General features: G+C 70.2%; 12 protein-coding genes and 1 tRNA gene. 10 read left to right on the top strand and 3 right to left on the bottom strand.

All coding sequences use genetic code 11. The annotated features are described in order from the left end of the window. The first annotated feature begins 7 nt into the window (after nt 1–7). Genes VEA98_RS01030 through VEA98_RS01040 form a run of 3 tightly spaced genes read left to right on the top strand, consistent with a single transcriptional unit; the run spans nt 8 to nt 2,815 of the window. Nucleotides 8–439 (top strand): hypothetical protein, encoded by a 432-nt coding sequence (locus tag VEA98_RS01030; protein WP_324810240.1) that lies wholly within the window; start codon nt 8–10, stop codon nt 437–439. A 17-nt stretch (nt 440–456) separates the two neighbouring features. Continuing rightward, a complete protein-coding gene (locus tag VEA98_RS01035) occupies nt 457–969 on the top strand; it encodes a hypothetical protein (RefSeq protein WP_324810242.1) in 513 nt (170 codons plus the stop codon). 49 nt (nt 970–1,018) lie between these two features. Further along, nucleotides 1,019–2,815 (top strand): DUF885 domain-containing protein, encoded by a 1,797-nt coding sequence (locus VEA98_RS01040; RefSeq protein ID WP_324810244.1) that lies wholly within the window; start codon nt 1,019–1,021, stop codon nt 2,813–2,815. Here the strand turns inward: VEA98_RS01040 and VEA98_RS01045 are convergent. Both VEA98_RS01045 and msrA read right to left on the bottom strand, forming a co-directional pair. Further along, the gene (locus tag VEA98_RS01045; protein WP_324810246.1) at nt 2,812–3,153 is read right to left on the bottom strand and encodes an MmcQ/YjbR family DNA-binding protein; all 342 of its coding nucleotides are present in this window, start codon (nt 3,151–3,153) and stop codon (nt 2,812–2,814) included. The genes VEA98_RS01040 and VEA98_RS01045 overlap by 4 nt on opposite strands. Nucleotides 3,154–3,156: 3 nt before the next feature. Continuing rightward, entirely contained in the window at nt 3,157–3,807 is a 651-nt protein-coding gene (gene msrA, locus VEA98_RS01050) for a peptide-methionine (S)-S-oxide reductase MsrA (RefSeq protein WP_324810248.1), read from the bottom strand. 145 nt (nt 3,808–3,952) lie between these two features. Between msrA and VEA98_RS01055 the strand changes: the two genes are divergently transcribed. Next, nucleotides 3,953–4,042 (top strand) — tRNA-Ser (locus VEA98_RS01055). A 62-nt stretch (nt 4,043–4,104) separates the two neighbouring features. On the opposite strand, the gene VEA98_RS01060 is transcribed toward VEA98_RS01055, so the two are convergent. After that, nucleotides 4,105–5,013 (bottom strand): SDR family NAD(P)-dependent oxidoreductase, encoded by a 909-nt coding sequence (locus VEA98_RS01060; RefSeq protein WP_324810250.1) that lies wholly within the window; start codon nt 5,011–5,013, stop codon nt 4,105–4,107. 176 nt (nt 5,014–5,189) lie between these two features. Between VEA98_RS01060 and VEA98_RS01065 the strand changes: the two genes are divergently transcribed. The 6 genes from VEA98_RS01065 to VEA98_RS01090 all read left to right on the top strand — a co-directional run bounded on the left by VEA98_RS01065 (nt 5,190) and on the right by VEA98_RS01090 (nt 14,148). Further along, nucleotides 5,190–7,364 carry a TonB-dependent receptor gene (locus tag VEA98_RS01065; RefSeq protein WP_324810252.1) on the top strand — a complete coding sequence of 725 codons (2,175 nt, stop codon included), beginning with the start codon at nt 5,190–5,192 and terminating at the stop codon, nt 7,362–7,364. A gap of 140 nt (nt 7,365–7,504) precedes the next feature. Then, nucleotides 7,505–9,097 (top strand): AMP-binding protein, encoded by a 1,593-nt coding sequence (locus tag VEA98_RS01070; RefSeq protein ID WP_324810254.1) that lies wholly within the window; start codon nt 7,505–7,507, stop codon nt 9,095–9,097. Between the two features lie 73 nt (nt 9,098–9,170). Further along, nucleotides 9,171–9,875, top strand: coding sequence for a TetR/AcrR family transcriptional regulator (locus VEA98_RS01075; protein ID WP_324810297.1), 705 nt, complete (start codon nt 9,171–9,173; stop codon nt 9,873–9,875). Further along, nucleotides 9,868–11,118 carry a serine hydrolase domain-containing protein gene (locus VEA98_RS01080; protein ID WP_324810256.1) on the top strand — a complete coding sequence of 417 codons (1,251 nt, stop codon included), beginning with the start codon at nt 9,868–9,870 and terminating at the stop codon, nt 11,116–11,118. Before VEA98_RS01075 ends, VEA98_RS01080 begins: the two co-directional genes overlap by 8 nt. Nucleotides 11,119–11,152: 34 nt before the next feature. Then, the gene (locus VEA98_RS01085; RefSeq protein WP_324810259.1) at nt 11,153–12,472 is read left to right on the top strand and encodes an MFS transporter; all 1,320 of its coding nucleotides are present in this window, start codon (nt 11,153–11,155) and stop codon (nt 12,470–12,472) included. Further along, nucleotides 12,469–14,148, top strand: a complete 1,680-nt coding sequence (locus VEA98_RS01090) for a carboxylesterase/lipase family protein (protein WP_324810261.1) — start codon at nt 12,469–12,471, stop codon at nt 14,146–14,148. The genes VEA98_RS01085 and VEA98_RS01090 overlap by 4 nt, the downstream gene beginning before the upstream one ends. Nucleotides 14,149–14,196: the final 48 nt, after the last annotated feature.

Here is a 14,196-nt window from a genome sequence, read left to right on the forward strand (position 1 = left end):
CTGAACCATGATCGCCAGTTTCGCCGGCCTCGCCTTCCTGGCGATGCAAGCCGGGCCGCCCGAGACGGCCTGGACGTGGACCCTCTACGCCGACGAGGCCCGGGTGGCCCTGGCCAATGAGGTCCCGGACACGCCGAACCTCCGCTTCACTCTCGAGTGCGACCCGGCCTCCGGCGTGGCGCGCGTCTCCTTCTACGGCGGCGGCGGCGGCGAGGCGGGCATGGCCCGCGTGACCGCCGGCGAGGCTTCGGCCGTGGCGGAGTCCACGGTCGAGCATGACACGCTCAAGCTGGCGCTGCGCACCGAGCATCCGGTCTTCGCGGCCTTCGCCGCCGACGGGCGTCTCGCGGTCGCGGTGGGTGAGCGGCGGCGCGCGGTCGAGGTTCCGCGCCCGCACCTTGCCAAACTGCGCCGCTTCGCCGAACTGTGCTCGGGCTGATCGCCCGGAGCCTGTCCATGCGCGCCCCTGCCCTGCTGGTCCTGTCGGGCCTGGCCCTCGGCGCCGCCGCCTGCGCCGGCGTCGAGCCCGCGCCGCCCGCGGCGTCGCCCCTCTCCGCGCCCGCCACGGCCCCGGCCCCGATCGAGAACTACGACTGGCTGTTCTTCGAGGAGGGGGACGAGGCCAGCCTCGGCTTCGGACTGGACGAGAGCGATGACGTCTGGCTCGACCTCGACTGCCGAAGGGGCAGCGGCCGGCTGGTCCTCGTCGCGCCCGCCGGTCCTGACGCCCCGCGCCTTGTCCGGCTCGAGGCGGGCGGCGAGAGGGCCGCCTACAGGGCGGAGGTCGAGGCCTCCGAGCTGCACGAGGGCGTATTCCTGATCGCCGATGCGCCGACGGCCGATCCGGTTTTCCAGCGCTTCCGCGCGCTCGGCTGGATGACCATCGAGCAGGAGGGCGAGGCGCACGCCATGGTCCCACATCCCGGCTCCGCCGCCCGTATCGAGCGCTTCTTCGCCTTCTGCGGTTGACGGACCGCCCCGGCTCCGGTGCAGTCCCGCCCCTGTGGGAGGGGACGCCATGAAGACCGTGATCGCCATCGGGGCCGCCGCCCTGTTCGCCGCCGCGTCGCCCGCGGTGGCCGCCGCGCCGGTCCAGACTCCTCCGGCGGCGACAACGAACGCCGACAATCCCGCCCTTGCCGCCGTCCTGGCGGACTACGAGGCCTGGCTGCGCGCCAGCGACCCGATCTCCGCCGGGTTCGAGGGCGACCGCGAGGCCCTGTCACGCCTGCCCGACGCGTCCCGCGCCTTTGAACTGGCCCAGGCGCCGGTGCTGCAGGGATTCGCCGACCGACTGGCCGCGATCGATCCGGCCTCGCTCAGCGACGAGGACCGGCTGAACCACGCCTTCCTCGGCTGGGTGCTGCAGCGCTCGCTGGCCCGCATCCCGCTCGACACCGACCGGATCGGCGCCTTCAACTCGGAGGGCGGGCCCGGCCAGTCGATGGCCTATGTCGCCAGCGTCACCCGCATCGCCACCCGGGCCGACGCCGAGGCCTGGATCGCCCGGCTGGACGCGATGCCGAAATTCTACCGCGACCAGCTGGACAGCGCCCGGCGCGGGCTGGAGACCGGCCTCGTCCAGCCGCGCTCCATCGTCGACAACGCGCTCAGCCTGATGGAGCCGGAGACCGCCCATACGCCGGCGACCGACCCGCTGCTGAAGCCGTTCGCGGCCCTGCCGGCCTCGATTCCGGCAGCCGACCAGGCGGAGCTGCGCCGCCGGGCCGAGGCGGCCGTCGCCGAAGGGGTCATGCCGGCGCGGCGTGAGTGGGCCCGCTTCCTGCGCGAGGCGTATCGGCCGCGCGCGCCGGAAAGCCTCGGCCTCGTCCACCGCCCCGGCGGGCGCGAGCTCTACGCCTTTCTGGTGCAGGGCTACACCACCACCGACCTGACCCCCGACCAGATTCACCAGCTCGGCCTTGAGGAGGTCGCCCGCATCCGCGCCCGGATGGCTGCGGAGATGCAGGCGGCCGGCTGGACCGGCGACTTCGCCTCCTTCCTCGCCTTTCTGCGCAGCGATCCGCGGTTCTACGCCACCACCCGCGAGGACCTGCTGGAAAAGGCGTCGGAGATGGCCAAGCGCGCCGATGACGGTCTGCCGGCCCTGTTCGGGACCCTGCCCCGCACCCCCTATGGGGTCCGGCCGGTGCCGGCCGAGATCGAAGCCAACTACACCACCGGCCGCTATTTCGGCGGCTCGATGGAGAACGGCGTGGCCGGCGGCTACATGGTCAACACTTCGGCGCTGGACCAGCGGCCGCTCTACGAACTCCCGGCCCTGACGCTGCACGAGGCCGTGCCCGGCCACCACATCCAGATCGCCCTGGCCCAGGAGGCCGAGGCGGGCCCCTATTTCCGCAAGAGCGCCGACGTCACCGCCTTCACCGAGGGCTGGGGCCTGTACGCCGAATTCCTCGGCGAGGAGATGGGCTTCTACCGCACGCCATACGAACGGTTCGGGCGGCTGAGTTACGAGATGTGGCGCGCCTGCCGGCTGGTGGCGGACACCGGCATCCACTGGCTGGGCTGGGACATCGAACAGGCCCGCGCCTGCTTCCGCGACAACTCCGCGCTGTCGCCGCTGAACATTGAGACCGAGCTGCAGCGCTACATCGGCTGGCCGGGCCAGGCCACGGCCTACAAGATCGGCGAGATCCGGCTGCGGGCCATCCGTAAGCGGGCGGAGCGGGAACTGGGCGACCGCTTCGACGTGCGCCGCTTCCACGACGCCCTGCTGGTCGACGGGTCGCTGCCGATGGCCCTGCTGGACCAGCGCATGGACCGCTGGATCGCGGAGGAGAAGGGGCGCTAGAGCCCCAGCGCCGCTCGCGCCTTCTTCGTCAGCTTCGCCGCCACGATCGAATGGGCGATGGCGAGGTGCTCGGCCAGTTCGTCATCGGGCCAGTCGTCGATGCGCGGCAGGTTCACCCATTTGTTGCGGGCCAGATAGGGCGCGGGGCGGGCGCGGCCGTCTTCCGTCAGCACCTCGTAGGCGATGTCGGAGACCTTGAACGAGATGCCGCCCCGCTCGCCGACCATGGCGAACATCTTGCCGCCGACGCGGTAGGCGTCGTGGTGCTCGCCGAACGGATGGTCCAGCGTCGCCGCCGGCAGGGCCAGGCAGACCCTGCCGACCCCCGCCCGGTCCACGGCTCAGGCCTCGACGCCGACGCCGATCGGGCAGGTCACGCCGGTGCCGCCGATGCCGCAGTAGCCGCCGGGGTTCTTGGCCAGATAGGCCTGGTGGTAGTCCTCGGCGTACCAGAACGGCCCCGCCGGCGCGATCTCGGTGGTGACAGCGCCGCGCCCCGCTGTCCTCAGCGCGGCCTGGTAGGCGTCGCGCGACGCCTCCGCCTCGGCCTTCTGTTCGTCATTCAGAAAATAGATCGCCGAGCGGTACTGGGTGCCGACGTCGTTGCCCTGGCGCTGGCCCTGGGTGGGATCGTGGTTCTCCCAGAAGGTCTTCAGCAGCTCGGCGTAGCGGATCTCGTGCGGGTTGAAGACCACCTCGACCACCTCGGCATGCCCCGTCTGGCCCGAACAGACCTCCTCATAGGTCGGGTTGGGCGTGTAGCCGCCCGCATAGCCGGCGGCAGTGACCCAGACGCCCGGCAACTGCCAGAACATCCGTTCGACGCCCCAGAAACAACCCATGCCGAAGATGGCGGTCTCGAACCCCTCCGGATGCGGCCCCTTCAGCGGCCGACCGTTGACGTAGTGGACCTCGTCGGTGCGCACCGGCTGGTCGCGCCCCGGCAGGGCCTCTTCGCGGGTGGGCATCTCGTGGGATTTCTTGAACAGCATGGCGGGCCTCCGGCGTCGAACGTTTCGGGGCCTATATGGGATGTTCGGCGGCGCTTGCCGAGGGGGGCGGCTTGTTCTATCAGCCTGCCTCCGCCGGAAAGACCATCCGGCGGCTCACGCAGGCCCTCGGGCGACGTCGTGGAACGGACAGGTGGCGGAGTGGTCGATCGCGCACGCTTGGAAAGCGTGTGTAGGTGAAAGCCTACCGAGGGTTCGAATCCCTCTCTGTCCGCCACTTCCTGCCGAACCATCTCCCCTCCCGCCGATAGTTCAACACCGCCGGCGCCAAGGCCGCCGCTACCGCGCGACGGCAAGTTCCGGCGCCGGGACCGGGGGGCGGTCGGGGTGGGCCACCTCGTGATGATACTGCGCCGCGCCGGACGCCGGAACGCGCTCCCCGCCGCGATCCCCGACCCGGTCCCACTGAGCCTGCAGCCGCTCGGCGGCGTCGGGCGCGTCGCCGATCCAGACCCCGCGGGTCATGGTCACATGCGCCTGTTCGAACGCTCCGGCGCCGGCGAGAAGGATCATGCGCGTCGGCGCTCCGTCCGCCGCCAGGGCGACGACGCCAGGGCTCACCAGGCCGGACCCCAGGCCCTTCAGCGCCTCGTCGGAATAGAGGCCCTCGGTCATCCGGGTGGCCGCGCTGGGGGCCAGGCAGTTGACGCGGATGTTCGATTTCTCGCCCTCGAGGGCGAGGGTCTGCATCAGTCCGACCAGCGCCATCTTGGCGGCCGAGTAGTTGGACTGGCCGAAATTGCCGTAGAGCCCCGAGGACGAGGTGGTGAAGATGACCCGGCCATAGCCCTGCTCGCGCATGTGCGGCCAGGCCGCCTTGGTGACATTGACCGAGCCCATCAGGTGCACGTCGATGACGCTGGCGAAGTCGTCCAGGTCCATCTTGGCGAAGGTGCGGTCCCTCAGGATGCCGGCGTTGTTGACCAGGATGTCGATCGACCCCCAGCGGCCGACGGCGTCCGCCACCATCGCCTGCACGCCCGCGCGGTCGGTGACGCTGCAGGCGCAGGCGACCGACTCGCCGCCCGCCGCCCGGATCTCGGCGGCCACGGCGTCCGCGCCGGCGGCCGACATGTCGTTGACGACCACCCGCGCGCCGTAGCGGGCCAGCGCCAGGGCGTGGCTGCGGCCCAGTCCGCCGCCCGCGCCGGTGACGATCGCCACGCGGCCGGTCAGGTCGATGCTCATTGCTCACTCCATCACTTCGCCACCCCCGGGGAGGCGGCGCGAGCGTGGACCGACATTGGCCATGCGGTCAATATTCACCCGTCGGCTAGTGAAGATTGACAGGGCCCGGGTTCGGTGAGACCGTCCGTTCATGGGCGCCGTCAGAGCGCCGAGGGAACATTCGAGGGAGGAACACCATGGGCCGCAAGCTCTGGATAACGACATCCGCCGCCGTCCTGTTGTGGGCCGGCGCCGCGCAGGCCCAGCAGGTCCCGGCCGCAGCGGCCGACCCCGCCGCCGACCAGCAGACCACCACCGTCGACGATGTGGTGATCACCGCCGAGCGACGCACCACCAACCTGCAGGAAACCGCCGTCGCCGCCACCGTGCTGAGCGGCGAGGATCTTGAGAATCGCGGCGTCGGCACCCTGGAACAACTCCAGTTCGTGGCGCCCTCGACGACGGTGCAGAATTTCGGCCAGGGCAATTTCTTCAACGTGCGCGGCATCGGCAAGTCCGAGCCGACCACGGCCATCGGCGTCGGCGTCACGACCTACCGTGACGGCGTGCCGGTCTTCCCCGGCTATTTCCAGACCGAGCCCTATTACGACATCGGCAGCGTCGAACTGCTGCGCGGGCCGCAAGGCACCTTCGCCGGCACCAACGCCACCGGCGGCGCAGTCTTCATCAACGCTCGCAACCCCGATTTCTCGGGCGTCAACGGCTACGTCATGGGCCAGGTCGGCAGCTACAGCAATGTGAAGCTGCAGGGCGCGATCAACGTGCCGCTCAGCGACACCCTGGCGGCCCGTTTTGCGGTCAACCAGGAAACCCGCGACAGCTTCCACACCATCACCGGCCCCTATTCGGGCACGCCGGGCGATATCGAATCGAACAGCGCCCGCGCCAGCTTCCTGTGGACCCCCACGCCGGCCCTGCGGGTGCTGTTGAAGGGCGACTACAACCACCTGGACTTCGGCGGCTATCCGGCCGACCCGGCGCTGGCCACCAATGATCCGTTCGAGATCACCGCCAACGGCCCCCACTCGGGCGAGGACGAAACCGCCCGCGTCTCGCTGAACGTCAGCTATGTGCTCGACAACGGCATCACCCTGCGCTCCATCACCGGCTACCAGGACGGGGTCAGCGAGTTCTCGACGGACCTCGACGGCACCAACCTGCTCAACAACACCTTCTACGACCGCGTCGAGGAGGAGGTGTGGTCGCAGGAGTTCAACATCGTCTCGCCCAATGACCAGCGCCTGACCTGGCTGCTGGGCGCGTTCTGGCAGTACGACGATGTCGTCTTCCCGGTCACGACCTTCCCGGAAGGGGCCTATCACGTGGGCTTCCCCGAGGGCGTGGTCGACTACTACATCTTCGGCGAGACGCCGAAGGAGACCACGGCGGTCTTCGGCCAGATCAGCTATGACGTGTCGGACCAGCTGCAGATCCAGCTGGGCGCCCGCTGGTCGGAATCCACCTCGACCAACGACAACGTCTACACGACCTACCCGGCCTTCGGCCTGACCCTGCTGCAGAACGACGAGGTCACCGCCGAGAAGACCACCGGCAAGCTGAGCATCAACTACAAGGTCGACGACGACAACTTCATCTACGGCTTCGTCGCGACGGGCTTCAAGATGGGCGGTCTGAACGCCCCGAACTTCTACGTCCCGGCCAGCTCGTTCGGTCCGGAAGACGTCATCGACTATGAGCTGGGCTGGAAGTCGACGATGTTCGACGGCCGCGTGCGCACCCAGCTCGGGGCCTACTACATGGCCTACGAAGGCTTCCAGGTCATCGTCGGCGACCCGACGGTGCCGCTGTTCAACTCCATCGTGAACGTGGCCGGCGAGACCGTCCTGAAGGGCATCGAAGGCTCCGCCCAGGCGCGGTTCGGCGCATGGTCCGTCGACGTCGGCGCCTCGCTCTCGAGCTCCGAGCTGGGCCAGTTCTACGCCGTCGACCCGCGCCTGCCTCGCATCCCCTGCGATCCGGAGACGGGGCCCGCCGCCGGCAACTGCGTGAACCTTGAAGGCCACAGCCAGAGCTACGCGCCGGAGCTCACCTTCAACGCCGGGCTTCAGTACGACTTCGTGCTCGGCGACGGGGCGACGCTGTCGCCGCGCATCGACTATTCCCACATCGGCGAGTCCTGGACCTCGATCTTCAACAATGAGGCGCTCGGCGACCGGCTCGAGGCCCGCAATCTCGTCAACCTGAAGCTGACATATCAGCGCGACGACTGGACGCTGGCGGCCTATGCGCTGAACGCCACCGACCAGACCTACATCGCCGCGATCAACGCCGGCCTGCGCTATGCCGGCCCGCCGCGGCAGATCGGCCTGAACCTGACGCGGACCTTCTGAGGTCCGCAGCGAGGGGCGGCCGTCCTGCGGCGGCCGCCCCGCGCCCTTCTCGTCGGCTCCGCGCCGACGCACTTGTAAAGCGTGGATTTCCCTATGGCTTTCGCCATCCTCCCTGTGACCAGGGCCCCGGCCGCATCGGCATGACGGTTCCAGGCTCCAGCCCGATGCAGGACTACGCCCTCACCGTCGATCGCTTCCTCGATCACGGCGCCAAATGGCACGGCCAGGCCCAGGTCATCACGGCCGGTCAGGACGAGGACTGCGCCATCGGCTACGCCGCCCTGCGCGAACGGGCCAACCACCTGTCCGGGGCCCTCCTCTCGCTCGGCCTTCACGCCGGGGAGCGCGTCGCCACCCTGGCCTGGAACACCCAGCACCATGTCGAGGTCTGGTACGCAGCCATGGGCGCGGGTCTGGTCTGCCATACGCTGAACCCGCGCCTGACCGTCGCCCAACTGGCCGCCATGATCAGCGAGGCCGACGACCGGGTGCTGGCGGTCGGAGCCGGCCTCGGCATGTTGGCCGAGGCTCTGGTCGCGGCCTGCCCCTGTCTGGAACAGGTGATCCTGCTGGACGGCGAGCGGCCCCTCGCCGCCGGCGGACGCCTACAGCCCGTCGAACTGGAGGCCTTCCTGTCGAAGCGGGGCGCTCCGGTCCCCTGGGGCCGGATCGACGAGCGCTCTCTGGCCGGCCTGTGCTTCACCTCCGGGACCACCGGCGCGCCCAAGGGCGTCGCCTACACCCACCGGTCCAACTACCTGCACACCCTCCGTCTGCTCCAGGCCGACGCCATGGCCCTGACGGCGGCGGACACCATTCTGGTGGCCGTGCCGATGTTCCACGCCAACGCCTGGGGCCTGCCCTTCGCCGCCCCGGCCGTCGGCGCCGGTCTGGTCCTGCCGGGGCGGGTCACCGACGGACGCAGCCTGATGGAGCTGATCAACCGGCGCGGCGTCACCGTCGCCGTCGGCGTGCCGACCGTCTGGATCGGCCTGCTGGATCATCTCGACGCGGTCGGCGGCGACACCCCCGGTCTGGAGCGGATCATTATCGGCGGCTCCAGCTGCCCCGAAGCGCTGCTCGCCCGGATGGAGAGCCGCCTCGGCGTCACCGTCCAGACCAGCTGGGGCATGACCGAATTGTCGCCGCTGGGAACCATATCGCCGCGCAGCACCGCGCCGGGAGCCGCCCGGGGCGCCGGCCGTCCGCCGATCGGCGTCGACCTCCTGCTGGCGGATGCGGACGGCGCTGCCCTGCCCGATCAGCGCAATGCGGTCGGGCATCTGAAGGTGCGCGGCCAGAGCGCCGTCGACCACTATTTCGGCGGGACGGACTCCGCCCTCGACGCCGACGGCTGGTTCGATACCGGCGACCTGGCGATCATCGACGACGACGGCAACCTGACCCTCGCCGGCCGCTCCAAGGACCTGATCAAGTCCGGCGGCGAATGGATCAATCCGGTGGAGATCGAGGACATCGTCGGCGCCCTGCCGGCCGTCGGCCTCGTCGCCGTGATCGGCCGGCCCGATCCGAAATGGGGCGAGCGGCCGCTGATGGTGGTCGAACCCGCCAACGGCGGCGATATCGACGAGGGCGCTCTCAAGGCCAGCCTGAAGGGCCGGGTGGCGGACTGGTGGATTCCCGACCGCATCGTCCAGGTGGAGGCCATGCCGCTGGCGGCCACGGGCAAGATCAACAAGACGCAGCTTCGCGCCACCTATGGAGGCGCCTAGGATGACCGGTGTCTCCGTCATCGAGTCGGCGCCCCGGGTTCAGGACGCGCCGGACCGTCTTGAGGTTCAGGTCATGTCGAAACCCGTCCGCACCCCGCGCCGCAAGGCCGAGCAACGCGCCGAAAGCCTCGAGCAGATTCTCGACGCGGCCGAGGAGCTGTTCTCCAAACACGGTCTGCACGGGGTGACGGTCAAGGACATCGCCGACAAGGTCGGGGTCCACAAGTCGCTGGTGCACTACTATTTCGAGGACAAGCAGGACGTCTTCGACAAGGTGATGGCGCGGCGCGCGCCGATCACCAGCGGTCGGCGGATGGACGCGCTGGACGCCTATGAGGCGTCGGTGAAAGGCAAGCCGACGGTCGAGGGCGCGCTGCGGGCCTTCCTCGACACCGATCTCGACACCTATTCGACGGGCGGCGAGGGCTGGCGCTATTTCGGGGCCCTCAGCGCCCAGGTCAACAACACCCCGGCCTGGGGCGCCGAGGTCATGGACCGGCTCTACGACCCCGTCGTGCTGCGCCTGATCGGCCTGCTCAGGCAGGCCATGCCGGACTGCTCCGAGGAGGACATCTTCTGGGGCTATCACTTCGTCACCGGCGCCCTGACCCTCAGCCTGGCGCGGACGGGCCGGATCGACCACCTCTCCGGCGGCCTGTGCCGCTCCGACGACTTCGAGGCCATCAAGGCCCGCATGGCCAATTTCATGGCCCATGGCTTCATCGGCATGTGCGAGAGCCGGGCGGCGGAACGACGAAAGACGGCCCCGGATGGCTGACGTCGCCGGCCTTCCGCTGGCGCCCGACGCCGCAGCCGCCGGCTTCGACGCGGGCCGTCTCGACGACATGGCCGCCTGGATGGCGAACATGGCGGCCACCGGCCAGGTGGCGGGGGCCTCGACGCTGCTGATGCGGCGCGGTCAGGTCGTCGACTTCCGGACCTTCGGCAAGGCCCGGCTCGGGGACGCGGCGCCGCTGGCCGCCGACACCCTCTTCCGCATCTATTCCATGACCAAGCCGGTCACGGCCGTGGCCATGATGATCCTGTTCGAGGAGGGCCGCTGGCGCCTCGACGACCCGATCACGAAATTCCTGCCGGAATTCGACGGGCAGAAGGTCTTCTCCGGCCTGGACGCCGACGGCGGACTGCAGGTCGAGGACGCCGCCCGCCCACCCACCCTGCGGGAGCTGATGAGCCACACGGCCGGCCTCGGCTACGGCCTGTTCGACAACCATCCGGTCGAGACGGCCTATCGCGAGCGGGCCGTCATGACCGCGACCAGCCTCGAAGACCTGGCGCGCCGCGCCGCCGGCGTCCCGCTGATGTTCCAGCCGGGCACGGACTGGTTCTACTCCGTCGCCGCCGGCCTGCAGGGGCTGGTCGTCGAGCGGCTGTCCGGCCAGAGCTTCGGCGCCTTCCTGCAGAGCCGCATATTCGAACCGCTCGGGATGGCCGATACCGGATTCCAGACCCGGCCGGACAATGCCCACCGGCTTGCGGGCATCTACGCCGACGATGGTCGCGGCGGACTGGAACCGGCCACCCACATCTTCAATGTGCCGATCCACGACGCGGCGGCGCCGCCTCCCTTCGAGGACGGCGGCGGGGGCCTGGTGTCGAGCGCGACCGACTACGCCCGCTTCGCCCAGATGATCCTGAACCGCGGCGAACTGGACGGCGTCCGCATCCTCGCGCCGGAGACCGTCGAGCTGATGGCGACCAACGCCATTCCGGAGGCGGTCCTGGCCCGGACCAATCCCCTGCGGCTGCTGCCCTTCAGCCCGGCCTTCGGCTTCGGCCTCGGCTTCTCGATCGTGCGCGATCCCGAAGCGCTGGGCGTCTGCGAAGGCCGCGGCACGCTCAGCTGGGGCGGCGGGGGCGGCACCTGGTTCTGGATCGATCCCACCCACGACATCGTCGCCGTCGGCATGATCCAGCGCATCGCCGATCCGGTCAGCGACGTCTTCCGCAAGACCGCCCGCACCTTCGTCTACCGGGCGCTGACCCACCCAGAACGATAGCCGGGCCCCAGCCCGGTTCACCGAGGAAACGATCATGAGCTCGACGCCCATCGCCTCCGGAGCCCCGCCGTCCGCCGCCAGGCCGCCGGTCGGGCGCAGCGCCTGGGTCGCCCTCGGCGTCCTGTGGTTCATCTATGTGCTGAATTTCCTCGACCGGCAGCTGCTGTCGATCCTGGCCAAGCCGATCCAGGACGCCCTGCACATCACCGACGGCCAGTTGGGCTTGCTGGGCGGGCTGTATTTCGCGTTCTTCTACTGCTTCATCGCCATCCCGGTCGGCTGGCTGGCCGACCGCACCAACCGGGTGATGGTGGTGTCGATCGCCTGCGGCATCTGGAGCGCGGCCACCATGGCCTGCGGCCTGTCGCGCAATTTCGGCCAGCTGGCCGTGTCGCGGATGACCGTCGGCTTCGGCGAGGCGGGCGGCGTGCCGCCGTCCTACGCCATCGTCACCGACTATTTCCCGCCCGGACGCCGCGGCATGGCGCTGGGCATCTACAACCTCGGACCGCCCGTCGGGGCGGCGCTGGGCATCGCGTTCGGGGCCTCGATCGCCGCGGCCTTCAGCTGGCGCGACGCCTTCGTGGCCATCGGCGTGGTCGGGCTGCTCGTGGCCGTCGCGACGCCCCTGCTGGTCCGGGAGCCGGCGCGCGGCGGGCTGGACCAGGCGATCGGCGCCCCGCCGCCCGAGCGGGCGCCCTTCTGGGGCACGGTGCGCATGTTCTTCTCGCGGCCGACGCTGGTGCTGGCGGCCTTCGCCAGCGGCGTGACCCAGATCATCACCTACGGCCTGGGCAATTTCGCCGTCCTGTTCCTGATGCGCGAGAAGGGCATGACCCTGAACGACGTGGCGCTGTGGTACGCCCTGGTGGTCTTCATCGGCATGGGCGGCGGCATCTTCGCCTCGGGCTGGCTGATCGACCGGTTCACGCGGCGGTCCAAGAAGGCCTACGCCCTGCTGCCCGCGATGTCGCTGGCCCTGGCCCTGCCCTTCTACATCGCCTTCGTCTGGGCTCCGTCGTGGCCGCTGGCCCTGGCCCTGCTCGCCGCCCCGACCTTCCTCAACTATTTCTACCTCTCCTCGTCGGTGGCGCTGGTGCAGGAAGAGGTGAAGCCGAACCAGAGGGTCATGTCCGGGGCCCTCCTGCTGCTGGTGATGAATTTCATCGGCATGGGAGTCGGCCCGACCTATGTCGGCGCCGCCAGCGACTTCTTCCGCGCCACCAATCCGGAGCACTCGCTGCAGCTGGCGCTCTACACCCTGACCCCGATCTATGTAGCCGCGGTCTGCCTGTTCCTGTGGCTGGCCCGCCTGCTGGGCCGTGACACCTCGAGAGCCGGAGGCCTGCAATGAACGGACACGTCGCCCGGGCGGCCCGCGTCGCCTTCGCCGGCTGTCTCGCCGGCGGGTTGATGGCCTGCGCGGCCTTGTCGCCGGCCAGCGCCTCGTCCGCGCCTCCCGACCCGCTGACCGTCAGCGCCCCCGCGGGAGCCGTCCGCGGCCGCGCCGAGGGCGACATCCTGACCTTCAGGGGCATCCCCTACGCCGCGTCGCCGACCGGCCAGAACCGCTGGCGGCCGCCGCTGCCGGCCGAGCCCTGGTCCGGGGTGAAGGACGCCGGCGCCTACGGCCCGGCCTGCATCCAGCCCACGCCGGGCGCGCCGCACCTCTATTCGGACGATCTGGGCGCCACCAGCGAGGACTGCCTGACCCTCAACGTCTGGACGTCCGCGACGGAGGGCAAGGCCCCGGTGATCGTCTGGATCCATGGCGGCTCGCTGGTGGCCGGCTCCAGCAAGGAACGCCTGTACGACGGGGCCCGGCTGGCGCAGGAGGGCGTGGTCGTCGTCTCGATCAACTACCGCCTCGGCGTGCTGGGCTACCTCGCCCACCCCGAGCTCAGCGCCGAGTCTCCGGCCGGCCTCTCGGGCAACTACGGGCTGATGGACCAGATCGCGGCGCTCCAGTGGGTGCGTCAGAACATCGAGGCCTTCGGCGGCGATCCGGACAACGTGACCATCGCGGGCGAATCCGCCGGCGGCCTCAGCGTCATCTATCTGATGGCGTCGCCCCTCGCCCGCGGCCTGTTCGACAAGGCGATCGCGCAAAGCGCCTACATGATTTCGACGCCGGAGCTGAAGGCGGCGCGCTTCGGCGCGCCCTCGGCCGAGAGCGCCGGCGCGGCGCTCGCCCTCCGGCTCCAGGCCCCCAGCCTGCGCGTCATGCGCGGCATGGACCCGCAGACGTTGACCGACCAGGCGGCCCGTTCCGGCTTCGCGCCCTTCGCCGCCGTCGATGGCGTGGTCCTGCCCGGCCAGCTGGTCGACGTCTTCGATCGCGGCAAGCAGGCGCCGGTTCCCATACTCGCCGGTTTCAACAGCGGGGAGATCCGTTCGCTGCGCATGCTCGCCCCGGCGGTCCCGGCCAGCGCCGCCGATTACGAGCGGGTCATCCGCGAACGCTACGGCGACCTGGCCGACGATTTCCTGCGGCTCTATCCGTCGTCGGACCTGGGCGAGAGCATCCTGGCGACCACGCGCGACGCGCTTTACGGCTGGACCTCCGAGCGCCTGGTCCGGTCCCAGACAGCGGCGGGCCAGCCCGCCTTCCTCTATCTGTTCGACCACGGCTACCCGGCGGCGGACGAGGCGGGCCTGCACGCCTTCCACGCCAGCGAACTGCCCTACATGTTCGGCAATCTCCAGCGCACCCCGCCGCGCTGGCCGCGGGTTCCTCAAGCGCCGGCCGAGCTCGGTCTTTCGGAAGCCATGGTCGACTACTGGACCAGCTTCGCCCGGACCGGGCGGCCCCAAGCCGCCTCAGCGCCGGACTGGGCGCCCTGGGCGGAGGACGGCGCCTATATGCTGTTCGCGGACGCGCCCGTCCCCTCCGCGGGGCTGATGCCGGGCATGTTCGCCCTGCACGAGCGCGCCATGTGCCGCCGCCGCGCCAGCGGCGACCTGGCCTGGAACTGGAACACCGGCCTTGCCTCCCCGGTCCTGCCGGCGCCCACCCCGTCCTGCGACTGATCTCGACGGTCAGCGGGCCCGGCTGGACTCGCGACCGAATTCATTTCA

Source organism: Brevundimonas sp. (genome assembly GCF_035627055.1).
In the GTDB taxonomy this organism is placed as follows: Bacteria; Pseudomonadota; Alphaproteobacteria; order Caulobacterales; family Caulobacteraceae; genus Brevundimonas.

Coding starts and splice junctions, on each gene's coding strand:
- VEA98_RS01060 (WP_324810250.1), bottom strand. CDS start 5,013: ATGAGCATCGACCTGACCGGCCGCGTGGCGATCGTCACCGGCGCGGGC.
- VEA98_RS01085 (WP_324810259.1), top strand. CDS start 11,153: ATGAGCTCGACGCCCATCGCCTCCGGAGCCCCGCCGTCCGCCGCCAGG.
- VEA98_RS01070 (WP_324810254.1), top strand. CDS start 7,505: ATGACGGTTCCAGGCTCCAGCCCGATGCAGGACTACGCCCTCACCGTC.
- VEA98_RS01075 (WP_324810297.1), top strand. CDS start 9,171: ATGTCGAAACCCGTCCGCACCCCGCGCCGCAAGGCCGAGCAACGCGCC.
- VEA98_RS01065 (WP_324810252.1), top strand. CDS start 5,190: ATGGGCCGCAAGCTCTGGATAACGACATCCGCCGCCGTCCTGTTGTGG.
- VEA98_RS01035 (WP_324810242.1), top strand. CDS start 457: ATGCGCGCCCCTGCCCTGCTGGTCCTGTCGGGCCTGGCCCTCGGCGCC.
- VEA98_RS01030 (WP_324810240.1), top strand. CDS start 8: ATGATCGCCAGTTTCGCCGGCCTCGCCTTCCTGGCGATGCAAGCCGGG.
- VEA98_RS01040 (WP_324810244.1), top strand. CDS start 1,019: ATGAAGACCGTGATCGCCATCGGGGCCGCCGCCCTGTTCGCCGCCGCG.
- VEA98_RS01080 (WP_324810256.1), top strand. CDS start 9,868: ATGGCTGACGTCGCCGGCCTTCCGCTGGCGCCCGACGCCGCAGCCGCC.
- VEA98_RS01090 (WP_324810261.1), top strand. CDS start 12,469: ATGAACGGACACGTCGCCCGGGCGGCCCGCGTCGCCTTCGCCGGCTGT.
- msrA (WP_324810248.1), bottom strand. CDS start 3,807: ATGCTGTTCAAGAAATCCCACGAGATGCCCACCCGCGAAGAGGCCCTG.